This is a genomic window from Paenibacillus sp. FSL R7-0163, from assembly GCF_037969975.1.
GTDB classification, from domain to species: Bacteria; Bacillota; Bacilli; order Paenibacillales; family Paenibacillaceae; genus Paenibacillus_AQ; species Paenibacillus_AQ odorifer.
On record NZ_CP150224.1, the window covers coordinates 5,291,092 to 5,303,700 of the forward strand.

The following is a 12,609-nucleotide window of genomic DNA, read 5'->3' on the forward strand; positions in this document are numbered from 1 at the left end:
AAACAAAAAAAGCAGCAAGCCCTCCCGGATCGGAGTGACTTGCTGCTTTACTTTTTGTAAATTGAGCTTTGCTTTTAAAGGAGTTATTTACTCCATTTCACCACATTCACTGCTACCTTCTCTAATTGCGCCTTGCTCAAAGCCTTGTCTGGAGAACTAATCGTCACAAAACGATCATCCAGTTTATAGGTCAAAAACAATGAATCGCTGGTAGGGCTGTACCACTTAGCTTCTGTACCATTGGAAAGCTTTATGGTATCGCCTTTGTAATCATAGGAGTAGTCACGTGGAGAAACGTTCACCCTCATATGGTTGAACAAAAAGTACACTCCATCTTCAGAGCTAGCTGCCTTTTGATAAGCGTCTCCACTCACCATTTGTGCTGGTGCATAAACCGTTTTAAACCCATCGAAATTTGCAAAAGCTTTAGAAATTTGTTCTTTTTGAGCGTTGCTGTACTGTACTGGTGTTAATGTATCTTTATCCGGCACCACAGTTCCAGTACCCAGAATGACCTGATTCGCTGCCGCATCAAAAGTCACTGGCACCTTCAACACATCAGCCAAGGCACGTACAGGAAGATAGGTTGTATTGTTATAAGTAATCGGAGCTAATGTGTTACCTTTATTATCAACAGGCGTATAAGCTGCACCATTCACTTTAAATCCAATGCTGTGATTAAGATATGCGGTGATTTTTTGCAGCTTAGTTCCCGCGTACACACCAGCTGAACCTGTGATTGCCATCCCAAATACCATCGTTGCTATAATGAACTTTTTACTTTTCATATGTTATGCCTCCTTAGAAGATCAATCTCGGTTTTTACTTTAGCTCAAGTTTTAAAAGAATATGTCTCTAAGTTGTATTTAACTTGTACCCAATTTGTAAAGAAACTATTCATCTGGAGCTCTGGTTTGTATAAAAAAAACAGCAACCCGCTTATCCCATAAGGATTTAACGGATTGCTGAGAGCTTTAACCTTGATACGGAGTTGTAACCTTATACACTTCTGAATATAAAATTTCTCTATAAAGTTGGAATTCTTCTTCATCAACAGGGTTAGGGTAAGTCATAATTAAGAGTGGTAAGTCTTCATTTCCTTCACGCAAAGGAGGTTGCACATAATCGTAAGGGTTCAAATGAAAGCCCAGCCGCTCATAAAAGCCAATTCTCCGCTGCTCCATTTCACCCAGTGGCCGCTCAACTTCCAAAAGGACAGGCTTGTTAGATAGACTGATGTATTCAGTCATCAGCTTTTTGCCAATTCCTCCGCCTCTAATGCTTGGGTCGACTGCTATATGTTCTACAAAACGAAAGCCGGGAAACTCCCAGCAGGCCATAAAAGCAACAATTTTACCCTCAGAGTTCATCTCGGTAATGAGACGATAATCTGGAACGTCCAATAACTCCTGTTGTCCCTCAAAGGTTCTGATCTCAGAAGTAGGAAATGAGGCTTCCATAATAGCGAATATTTCATCAAAAGTTGTGTGATTCATAACATAAGTTCTCACTTTCTGGATTTGTGGTCTATTATAAGTATACCTTACACATATTATCTTAACCCGAAATTCATTAAGAACTCAAGGTACTAGTACCTGGTACTAGGATAACGTGATATACTAAATAGAACAGTTATACACATCTTGTTTGATATAGGAGAGGTTCATATTGGATAATCAGCAATGGATCGCACCTGAGTTCTACAATCTCACTTCGGAAATGGAAAGCCATGCTCCTGAGAAGATTGCGCTTAAGTGGTTAAATGAGCAAGGAGATTATGAGGAAATTACTTACGGTGAATTACGCAAACAAGCTAACCGGCTGGCCGGAGGACTTGCGAAGCTTGGGCTGCAACAAGGGGATCGTGTTCTTGTTATGGTTCCACGCCGCATCATCGCTTATGTCATCTATTTAGCTTGTCTGAAACAAGGACTTGCCATCATTCCATCCTCAGAAATGCTGCGTGCCAAAGATTTATCCTACCGCCTGCGCCATTCTGAAGCCAGAGCGGTTATTGCTTGGTCCGAAGTAACCGGGGAAGTTAATAAAATCTCAGAGGATCTTCCTGCTCTCGATTACCGTCTTTCCGTATCTGGCAGCTCAGACGAACTCGGTGAAGGCTGGCTGGATCTAGAAAGTCTGATGGTTGGCCAACCAGATACCTTCACAGCAGTCGCAAGCCGCCGGGATGATATGGCTATTCTCGCCTACACCTCAGGTACTACCGGCAACCCTAAAGCGGTCGTTCATAGTCATGGCTGGGGTTATGCTCACTTGCGGATCACCTCACCTCAATGGCTGGATATTCAAGGATCTGACACCGTCTGGGCAACAGCAGCTCCCGGCTGGCAAAAGTGGATCTGGAGTCCCTTCTTAACCGTTCTTGGCAACGGAGCTACAGGTTTTGTATATAGTGGATCCTTTCATCCCAAAAAATATTTGCAGCTATTGCAGGATCACAAAATTCAAGTATTATGCTGCACCCCAACGGAATATCGTCTAATGGCTAAAACAGAAGACTTAGGTCGTTACGACTTGTCTACCCTGCGTTGTGCAGTATCTGCTGGAGAGCCATTAAATCAAGAGGTCATTAACACCTTTCAGCGTGAGTTCGATATCACAATCCGTGATGGGTACGGCCAGACGGAGAGCACCCTAATTATCGGAACACTCAAAGATACTCCAATACGCATTGGTTCTATGGGTAAATCAATCGCACCCGGCTTAGTCGAGGTTGTGGACGAAGACGGTAAGCCACTACCTGCTGGAGTGGTTGGTGATATTGCCGTACATTTGAGTATGCCAGCCCTGTTCCACACTTATTACAAAGATCCCGGTAGAAAAGAAAGCTCCACACACGGCGAATTCTTCATAACCGGCGACCGGGCAAAAAAAGATGAAGATGGTTATTTCTGGTTCGAGGGCCGTGGGGATGACATTATCATTAGCTCAGGTTACACTATCGGTCCTTTCGAGGTAGAAGAAGCATTGATGAAGCATGCCTCCGTTAAGGAATGTGCGGTCGTAGCCAGTCCAGACGAGATCCGTGGGCACATTGTTAAAGCATTTATCGTGCTCAAGGATGAGATTGTTGGTTCACCAGAGCTTGTAAAAGAGCTGCAATCCCATGTTAAAGAGTGGACAGCCCCTTATAAATATCCGCGCAAAATCGAGTTTATTCAGGATCTTCCGAAGACGACCTCCGGTAAAATACGGCGAGTAGAGCTTCGTGAACAGGAGAACCAAGCTGCGCAGGAATAAACATAGCCATAAAATTCACCTTATTAAAAAATAAAGAGCAGCTAGTCCATAAATGGACTGCTGCTCTTATTTATTTGGCATCAGGTCGTTACTCGGACCAATATTTCGCATCCGGGTTCAGCGACGCGCCAACTTCGCCTTCTAATACTAAATCGCAATCGAGGTAGCCCTCTTCATCCAGGAAATAAACCTCCTGCTTGTAGAACTCGCATAAGGTCTCCAAGAATTTATCGGGCGAATCATACATCACAATTAAATCGCCGAAATCATGAAGCAGGTCACATACCTGTTCCACGCCATCGGCAGACTTATAATAACAAATGAAATCACTGCCATAGTTCGTTAAGATAGGCAAGATAACTCCATCAGGATGTTGACCTTTTTCCTCCAATATCCCAGCTAATACCTTCATCTCCTCTTCATATTCATCCATATGAATCAGGCGGTACCCTGGAATAAATTCGATAAGGCTTGGTTCCTCTTCCTCACTGCTTGTCCCTGAGACAGTGCTATAAATAGCTTTCAGCAGTTCAGGAGTCTCCAGCAAAACTGCCGTAATCTTTGCTTCGTTACCGCCCTTGCCCAAGCTGGCAATATAATCAGGGCGTAATTCTGCGGACAGCTTAAGGTATTCTTGAAATTGTTCTGTCAATTTATTGGTGTGCATATTGTCATCCTTTACTTATTCGCAGAAGTCCACATCTTCATCAGCCATGTATCGAAGTCAGCGCCTTTTTCACCTTCATAAGCGTCGTACACGTCAACTCTCATCTTCTTCAGCTTCTCTTTGAAGTCCTCGTAAGAATGATCTCTTGGCAGGCTCTTTTTAATTCTCAGCAGGATCTTGGATACGCCTTTAACTAGTTCAGGCTTGTTCTTCGATGGCACCTTAACGTCTTCACCAAAAGCCTTCAGCTTAAGGTAAGCAGCTTCTTGAACTGTATATACAGGATCGCTCTCCATTAAACGCGTCAGGATATCGATAATTTGTTTGTGGTTGGTCTGTCCCAGCTCTTCAACTGCTTCTAGACGTGCTCTCCAATCCGCAGAGCGGTTGGCAGCTTTCTTTAATTCCTCATAATTCTCCGGTAGTTCATTGTTCAGTTCTTCGATCATTCCGTTCAATCCCCTTCTATTAAAAACTATCTATCTTACAGTAACAGTATAACCAACCATTGCGCAAGCTAAGAGAGGAAGATCTTTGCATGAATTCATGTGAATATCATATTTCCGCAAAAATATGGGTAAAGTATCCGAAGTAAGTATCCAGCGCAACATTCTATCGACTATATACGTTAGTAACTAGAGAAATTCAGACAATACATCAAGGAGAGTGACCTAAGTTGAAAAAGCATACCTTCATGCTAGCGTTAACCATTGTACTAAGTGTGGTGCTTGGCGCCTGTTCCAGCAACAACAGTAACAATGGAGCTGCCATTGAAACGAATCTAACTGCAAAAGAAATGGTCGATCAAATGCTGAGCAAAGTTGAGCAGCCATCATTAATGGAGCTTGATGCGGCTACAGTCGAACAGCTATATCATCTCAACCCAGAATTGCTTGAAGATTATAGCATTAGAATGCCTATGATGAATGTGAAAACTAACGAAATCGCCGTTCTGAAAGTTAAAGATGTAAAAGATATGACCACTGTTGAGGATGCAATTAAAGCGCGTGCAACAGATGTTCAAAAACAATTCGAAACCTATCTGCCTGATCAATACGAAAATGCCAAGAACTATAAACTTATTAAAAAGGGTAACTATTTCCTGTTCGTTATTGCTGATCCTGCGGATCAAGATAAACTCGTAGCAGACTTCGATACTTACTTCACAGAAAAATAAATAACCATGGTATTCAGCAGCCTACTTTTCCTATTCCTATTCCTGCCGGCTGTCCTAGCGCTCTATTATGTTTCGCCCTGGCGAATCAAAAACCTCATATTGTTTTTAAGCAGCCTGGTTTTTTATGCTTGGGGCGAACCTGTCTACATTGTAATCATGTTGCTGTCCACCATTACAGATTACAGCTTTGGTCTACTGCTCAGCAGACCAAAGCTGACTGCGGTGCAGCGCAAGTGGATTGTGGTTAGTTCCGTCATTATTAATCTAGGCTTATTGTCGTATTTTAAATACGCAGATTTTCTCATCCAAAATATAAATGGACTCCTCGGTACACATATTCCTTTAACGGATTTACCTTTACCTATTGGGATTTCATTTTATACTTTTCAATCCATGTCCTATATTATTGACGTCTATAGAGGAACTTCGAAAGCACAACGCAATTGGATTGATTTCGGTACATTCGTAGCGCTGTTTCCACAGTTAGTAGCAGGTCCGATTGTTCAATATAACACCATTGCCGGGCAACTACGTGAACGTTCGGTCGATATCCCCATGTTCGCAGAAGGTGTACGGAGATTCATAATCGGATTAGCCAAAAAAGTACTGCTCGCCAACAACATCGGTCTGCTCTGGCACACCATATCCAGCTCCAACCTAGATTCCCTGCCTGCTTTAACCGCTTGGCTTGGGATTATTGCGTTTGCTTTTCAGATCTATTTTGACTTCAGCGGGTATTCGGATATGGCTATCGGTCTCGGTCTCATGTTCGGCTTCCGCTTTAACGAGAACTTCAACAAACCTTATATCTCTCAGAGTATTACTGACTTCTGGCGGAGATGGCATATTTCCCTTAGCAGTTGGTTTCGTGACTATGTCTACATCCCGCTTGGAGGCAACCGCCGGGGGTTAGGCGTTCAAGTGCGCAACATCCTCATCGTATGGCTGCTCACGGGTATCTGGCACGGGGCAAGCTGGAATTTTCTGCTCTGGGGATTATACTTCGGGGTCATTCTTATCTTTGAAAAATGGTGGGGATTAAAGCTATTAAGCCACCTCCCCCGTTGGACAAGACATTTATATGCTGTAGTACTTATACTCATCGGATGGGTCTTATTCGCTTTTGAAGAACTTCCTCTGGTCATTGGCTACTTACAAGCGATGCTTGGCTTTAATGGACAGCCGTTATGGAATAATACCACTTTATACTTCACTTACACGAACGCGATTCTACTCGTGGTGTTAACCTTTGCCTCTACACCTGTGAAGCTCTCCAAGCGGATGGATTCTAGATCGGTTCCTGCTCTTGTTTGGTATGGCGTGTTATTTTTCCTATCTGTAGCCTACTTAGTAGATGCAACCTTTAATCCATTTTTATATTTCCGATTCTAACCATTAGGGGGTGATTGTTTATGAAGCTGAAGACGGATCGAATCCTGGTTGGGGGATTTACTGCAACGTTATTTCTGGTCGCTATCCTTTTTTTCTTACTGCCTGTTCAGCGTTTCTCTGAGCTTGAGAACCGGTATTTGCAAAAGGCACCCCATCTGACATGGGACAATTTATTATCCCACACCTATGCGGAAGAGGCCGAAAGCTTTGTAACCGATCATTTTCCATTTCGGGCCAAATGGGTATGGGTGAAATCGGCGGTGGAACAGATGAGGCTGCAGCAAGAGAATAACGGAATCTATAAGGGAAAAGACGGCTATCTTTTCGAAAAATTTGCAGCACCTGATTACACTAAAGTTCAGCAATATGCAGCAGCTGTGAAACGCTTTGCCGATAACAATCCTGATGCAAACACCACTTTCTTATTGGCACCTACATCGGTTGGCTTGTACAAGGAACGTCTACCCTGGTTAGCTCCTGTCTACTCGCAAGCTGAGGTGAATCAAACAATAGCTAAGGATGTAGGAGATAGCCTTACTTTTATAAATGGATTTGATGTTCTTAGCCCACATGCCGCAGAACCCATTTACTATCGGACCGACCATCACTGGACAACCTACGGTGCCTACTTAGCTTATGTAGCCTATGCTCAAAGCATGGGCTGGCAGCCTCTGTCCCGGAGCGAATACCAGATTCAGACTGTGAGTAATTCATTTCTCGGAAGCTATCATACCCGGGGGCAATTTATCGGGGTCACACCTGACTCCATTCAAATGTACAAACCTAATCATGAGGTATCCACCCAAATGTACATTCAAGATACCGGTGAGACTTTAACAAGTATGTATGACCCAAGTTATCTGGCGAAAAAAGATAAGTACTCTTATTTCTTAGGGGGCGTACATGCGCTCATGAATATCACCAGCCAGCTTGATCCAACAACAGTCAAACAGGAAAAGCTGCTTGTCATCAAAGACTCCTATGCACATAGCGTTATTCCTTTCCTGACTCAGCATGTGCCTGAAATCCATGTGATCGACATCCGTTATTATAATGGAAACATCAGTGACTATATGGCTCAAAATGACATCAAGGATGTCTTGCTGCTTTTTAATACAGCTACTTTTATTGATAATGCGGCGCTTTTGAAGCTTAATTAATGATATTGCGATGGATGCGGTGAAAAGACCTTTAATATGGTGTTGTGCGTAACTGCGGGAATGTTGGACTTTCGGTCGCTGTTGTCTCCAGATGTTTTTGATTTTACCGCTATCAGCGGATAACATCCGGAGACAGCTTATGCTTCCGATGCGAGCTTTCCTTCGGAAAGCTTTCAGGCGAACGCTAACGCTCCTACAGTTCCAAAATTCCCTCCTTAACTTCAAACCAAATACTAAAACTAATATACGAGTCCTCTAATCTGGACTCGTATTTCAGATCATTTTTGCCAAGAATCTCCGCGACGATGGACAGGCCAAGTCCAGTACCGGAGATTTCTTTATTTCGAGACTCTTCAATTACATAGAATGGGTCCCAGATATACGCTAAATGCTCCGTTTTTAGGCGAGTGGTTTTATTGGAGATCGTAAATTTTAATGTACGCGTAGTGTCACTCCGTAGTTTTATTTCAAAAAAATCCTCTTCACCATACTTAATGGCATTACTAATTAAGTTGTTGAATACTATCTCGATTTGGCTGATATCTTCTTCAACGATAGAGGATTCAAACGAATGAAAGTCGCTCATTAAGGTTATGTTTTTATTTTTTAACGTAATATTATATTGTGAGATCACTTTTAGCAGAAGCTCTTTAAGATCAAAAGGCTCTTTATGCACTTCTGATTTCTGGATCTTGGACAATTTAATTAAATAATCCACCATATCCGACGTATACTTCACTTGCTCCAAAATGATATCCGTATACGTGCCATCATCCAGACCGTCCTGAATGCCAATCGTATATGCTTGGATTAAGGATAATGGTGTTTTCACTTCATGCGAAATGCTTGAGATAAGGGTATTTAAACTTTGATTTTTCTCCTCCAATTTGGCATGGGTGCTCTTTAGACGCTGACTCATCTGGTTAATGCTTTTCGAGAGCTCTTCGATCTCATCCCCCGTTTGAATCGTCACTTGTTTAAAATCGAGATTGGATATATCCTTTGCGACATCCTGCAATTGTTCTAACGGTGTAATGATCTTTTTTGAAAAGTAAGCCACTAACAGCAAACTGATAATAATCCCCAATAGAATGGAGTAAAAGCTGAATTGATTTACGAGGGTCAAGGCATCTGTATTGTGCACAACCACAGCTCCGATGAGGATCAGACTGCTATCCTGCTCGTATATTTTCGTTAACAGACTCGATTTCAATTTACCCTGATTAAATAAAAGATTAACCGTGTTGCCTTGTTTTACTTTTTGTAATACCTCATCTGTGATCCAAAATTTATTAAGTGCCACCTTATCTTTAAACAACGCAAATTGAATATTTTCGTTAATTTCTGCTGTACTTCCACTGTTTTCAACCCTAACAATCGTTACGTTATTATTGTTCTCGATCCTGCTTTCATTTTCCATGAGTTGATCCAAACGGAGATCCTTTACTTCGTCATAAATGGTGTTGATCTTGGTTTTCATTTTGTATAGGTAATAATCTGCTGAGAAATAGTTGTGCAAGAAATAAGACGTACCAAAAACAATCAGCAAAATAATGCTCACCATGATCAATAACTTCGTACTTATTTTATGAATTTTTATCATGGAAGCTGTACCCCATTCCCCTATGCGTGATCACGTGGTCGGCCCCAATCTTATCGCGCAGCCTCTTAATATGCGTATCTACCGTTCTTTCTTCGCCCAGATAATCCATTCCCCAAACCGCAGACAATAAGGCATCTCTGGATAAAATACGCCCTTTATGCTCGTACAGGAAGGTTAGCAATTCAAATTCTTTTTTATATAACGCCAGTTCGGCCCCATTCTTGTACACTTTCTTCCGCTCAAAATCGATTTCTAAATCCCTAATCGCAGCCACTTTTTCAGTGCCTAGCATTTTTTTAATTCTAAGCATCAAAATCCGTGGGTCGAATGGTTTTCTTATATATTCATCTGCCCCTATATCCAAGGCACTGAATTCATCATCATGGGAAGACCTTGCGGTCAGCATTACAACTTTAGCCAAACTAACCTTCTTGATTTCATTACAGACCTCAAGCCCGCTTCGCTTAGGCATCATCCAATCCAGCACCACAAGATCGATCCTATTCGAAAAAAAGAGCTCAAGCGCCTCCTCACCATCCGCAGCTGTCCAAACGTTATAGCCTTCTTTTTCAAAATAAGTCTTCAATATAGTGGTCATATGTTTCTCATCATCCGCAATTAAGATATTCAAAGTTTAGATTCTCCTTGCTGTAGTTATCAGAAGAAAAAGGCGAAATCCTTTACAGGTTTCACCTTTTCATATATTTTCATGCTACGCTATTGCAACTTCTCTAGTCCCTTCGTCAGTACGTTCCATATCGGGTTATCGACTGTCTTTCGATCAGGCTGTTCACCCTTCTCTATCGCTTCCCAATACTCCCAGGTTGGAGGCTCAATGCCAAGTTCATAATCCATGCCATCCCAAGTATCCTCCCGGAACGCATAAAACGCCCAGTGCCAGCCGTAATCATCAAAAATCGAGATTAAATCAGCCAAGTATTGATCTGCACCTTTTACAAGCCGGTTCGTGCCAAATTCTTCAGCGACAATACGATTAGCAGGGATGTTATTCTTTTCTGCCCACTGTGCGATAGGTTCTAGAAAATCCTTTAAAGCTTTCTTATTAAATGCTTTTTCCGTCTTCTCCTCACCTACTTTAACCGTTCCAGGATATTCATAGGTTAAGCCTTTTTTCTTATTTTGGCTGGTGAGTTCGTAGGGCTCATACATATGAAAAGCATATAATACATTCGCATCATCGATGGGTTTCAAATATTTAAAGGCCCATGGTGTAGCATACAGACCAGAATTGACGATAATAGGGGTTTCGGTATCTACGGTTCGAATCGCTGTCACAATAGTCTCATATAAAATATTCAAATCCGCCGGAGTATTCTCCACTGAGCTATACCACTCGTTGTAATCCTCTGTCCAGAAATCATTAAATCCAGTAGCTTGTTCAGGATGTGGCTCATTAATAAGATTATAGCCGACCACTGCAGGATGATCTTTTAATCTTTCCGCAAGATCCTTCCAAAACGTTGCCGCTTGTTCATGATAACTGAAATCCTTCCAGATTCGATCATCATTTGTATAATCATTAAACTGCCGCCACCGATCGCCGGGCAGACTAAGGACTGTCAGCACTACTTTTGAACCCCGCGCCTCGGCTGCATCCAAGTCTGCCTTTAACGCTGTGAAATCGTCCTCAACAAGCCCCTCGTATTTATCTGCATTCCCTATTAAAAAGTCTTTGTCTGGATTGGCATCCGGTTGATCGTTAAACAGGAAATCACTATCTTTTGCCCATTTATCTGGCGCAAGTCGAATGAACTCTATATTATTTTCTTTCGCCGCATCATAATTTTCGGGTATAGATTTGGAATTCATGAAATTTGTTCCTTTACGCTGTTGATCCCAGAAAACGATCTTCTCATTGACCTCTTTCTTTACCTCCTTATCCGGTTCAAGATTTGCTTGTGGTGTTGCCGCACTGCATCCTACAACTGCCAACAAAATCAATACGATAAATCCTTTAAACTTCTTCATTCTCTCACCTCGTAACCTATCGTAGCCAATCTCTGTTACAAGAGTGTCACAAGAGAAAACGAGACAAAAAAAGAGATATTCTAAAAGCCAACAGGCCTTAGAATATCTCTTCTCTTCGACTAACCTCACAAATCATATTCATAGTTATCAAACTTGCCATCTGAGGCGAAGACATATTCGCAGATGTTCTCACCCCATCTAGCTATAACACTAAAGACGCGACCCGAAGTGGGAATATCACTGGTGGATGCTGGAGGGTTCACAAATTCATATTTCCCTTCCACGAGTGTTACAGGAACTTCTACAATTGGAAGCTGCGATTCATCAAAGCTCTCAGTTAGATAGGCCATGTTTATTGTGACTTCACTCGGTGCGTAATCTCCAAAGTCGACCTGCATTTTCTCCCCTGGTTTCAAGCGACGCAGACCCGTTAGAAGCGTAGGTTCACTATGCCAAGCCGTATAGTAAAAGGAAGCCCGATCATAGTCCGCTCCATGCCAGCTCGTCTTTAGAATGACATAGTTCTCTATAGCATCTGTACTATTCTCATGTGTAATAATAAGGGGCGACGGTTCAGCAGGACTTTTGAAAGAGCTCTCGGATTTACTCATTATTCCTCCGCGTTCCCCAAGCACCACCGCACCAATGATAACTACTGCCAACAGCATCAATGAAATCAATAATATCCTTTTAGACTTATTCCTATGTTTGATAATAGCTCCCGCCTTTCCTTAAACTTCTAACCCTTCTTTCATTTAACACTTGATCATCAAGCCATGCAAGTAGGTAACTGATGAATTACATAGCAAATCCAAGAGTTAACTCTCCTTCTATCATATTCTATTTCTAGGAGGTGAATATAATATGACCATTCAGTTTGTAGATTTAAGACTATCCAACCAAGCTGCTTCGGATGCTACACCAGCAGTTATTCCACTAGCAGCGACTCCCCTTGTTTTTGGGGATATTGGTATTCAGACCGCAGGCGTGTCGGCTGAGAATCAAGGCAATGTCCGCGTACTTTTGACCGGATTTCTAAAAGTAGAAAACAATCCTCTTTTCAATACCAATACCGTTAATGTTCGCAGAAACGGAACGATCATTTTCACCACGACATTTGGGGTTGCGATCAGCAGAGAAAATGAAGCTTTCGGTTTTACAGCAGTAGATATTCCACCACCAGCGGCTGTCGCAACAGGTCAAATTCAGTACACAGCAGAGATCTTCACCAATGCAGCTGCAACAGATCCCTTTAATAATGTCCAAGCCAGAAACTTTAGTGGCGTTGCAGCTGCGGGTAACTCCTAACATGAACATGTAGTGGGTGGGAAGCCAATTACCCCTTTAAAAACAGAAGCTC

Annotated in this window: 13 protein-coding genes; 5 read left to right on the forward strand and 8 right to left on the reverse strand. The window is 42.2% G+C overall.

The window, feature by feature from the left end:
- Positions 1–83 precede the first annotated feature (83 nt).
- Positions 84–788, reverse strand: coding sequence for a hypothetical protein (locus NST45_RS23270; RefSeq protein WP_036684919.1), 705 nt, complete (start codon positions 786–788; stop codon positions 84–86).
- A 186-nt stretch (positions 789–974) separates the two neighbouring features.
- Positions 975–1,496, reverse strand: coding sequence for a GNAT family N-acetyltransferase (locus NST45_RS23275; RefSeq protein WP_036684918.1), 522 nt, complete (start codon positions 1,494–1,496; stop codon positions 975–977).
- A 169-nt stretch (positions 1,497–1,665) separates the two neighbouring features.
- Between NST45_RS23275 and NST45_RS23280 the strand changes: the two genes are divergently transcribed.
- On the forward strand, positions 1,666–3,261 hold the full coding sequence (locus NST45_RS23280; protein WP_036684916.1) for an AMP-binding protein: 1,596 nt from the start codon (positions 1,666–1,668) through the stop codon (positions 3,259–3,261).
- 88 nt (positions 3,262–3,349) lie between these two features.
- Here NST45_RS23280 and NST45_RS23285 read toward each other — a convergent pair whose 3' ends face one another.
- Entirely contained in the window at positions 3,350–3,928 is a 579-nt protein-coding gene (locus NST45_RS23285) for an SMI1/KNR4 family protein (protein WP_036684915.1), read from the reverse strand.
- A gap of 11 nt (positions 3,929–3,939) precedes the next feature.
- Positions 3,940–4,377 carry a HEAT repeat domain-containing protein gene (locus tag NST45_RS23290; protein ID WP_036684913.1) on the reverse strand — a complete coding sequence of 146 codons (438 nt, stop codon included), beginning with the start codon at positions 4,375–4,377 and terminating at the stop codon, positions 3,940–3,942.
- 227 nt (positions 4,378–4,604) lie between these two features.
- On the opposite strand from NST45_RS23290, the gene NST45_RS23295 reads away from it, so the two are divergent.
- The 3 genes from NST45_RS23295 to NST45_RS23305 are packed head-to-tail and all read left to right on the forward strand — an operon-like array spanning position 4,605 to position 7,657.
- Positions 4,605–5,105 (forward strand): DUF4358 domain-containing protein, encoded by a 501-nt coding sequence (locus NST45_RS23295; RefSeq protein ID WP_036684911.1) that lies wholly within the window; start codon positions 4,605–4,607, stop codon positions 5,103–5,105.
- Positions 5,106–5,111: 6 nt separating this feature from the next.
- The gene (locus NST45_RS23300) at positions 5,112–6,497 is read left to right on the forward strand and encodes an MBOAT family O-acyltransferase (RefSeq protein WP_036684909.1); all 1,386 of its coding nucleotides are present in this window, start codon (positions 5,112–5,114) and stop codon (positions 6,495–6,497) included.
- 20 nt (positions 6,498–6,517) lie between these two features.
- Positions 6,518–7,657 carry a DHHW family protein gene (locus NST45_RS23305; RefSeq protein WP_076215483.1) on the forward strand — a complete coding sequence of 380 codons (1,140 nt, stop codon included), beginning with the start codon at positions 6,518–6,520 and terminating at the stop codon, positions 7,655–7,657.
- A gap of 193 nt (positions 7,658–7,850) precedes the next feature.
- Here the strand turns inward: NST45_RS23305 and NST45_RS23310 are convergent, their stop codons facing one another.
- The 4 genes from NST45_RS23310 to NST45_RS23325 form a co-directional block, all read right to left on the reverse strand.
- Positions 7,851–9,260, reverse strand: a complete 1,410-nt coding sequence (locus tag NST45_RS23310) for a HAMP domain-containing sensor histidine kinase (protein WP_081388162.1) — start codon at positions 9,258–9,260, stop codon at positions 7,851–7,853.
- The gene (locus tag NST45_RS23315; protein ID WP_036684906.1) at positions 9,244–9,891 is read right to left on the reverse strand and encodes a response regulator transcription factor; all 648 of its coding nucleotides are present in this window, start codon (positions 9,889–9,891) and stop codon (positions 9,244–9,246) included. Before NST45_RS23315 ends, NST45_RS23310 begins: the two co-directional genes overlap by 17 nt.
- An 86-nt stretch (positions 9,892–9,977) precedes the next feature.
- Complete coding sequence (locus NST45_RS23320; RefSeq protein ID WP_076215479.1) at positions 9,978–11,249, reverse strand: cellulase family glycosylhydrolase; 1,272 nt, start codon at positions 11,247–11,249, stop codon at positions 9,978–9,980.
- 125 nt (positions 11,250–11,374) lie between these two features.
- Entirely contained in the window at positions 11,375–11,929 is a 555-nt protein-coding gene (locus NST45_RS23325) for a hypothetical protein (protein WP_339823965.1), read from the reverse strand.
- Positions 11,930–12,113: 184 nt separating this feature from the next.
- Between NST45_RS23325 and NST45_RS23330 the strand changes: the two genes are divergently transcribed.
- Positions 12,114–12,557: a hypothetical protein gene (locus tag NST45_RS23330; RefSeq protein WP_036684901.1), complete on the forward strand. Its 444-nt coding sequence runs from the start codon at positions 12,114–12,116 to the stop codon at positions 12,555–12,557.
- Positions 12,558–12,609: the final 52 nt, after the last annotated feature.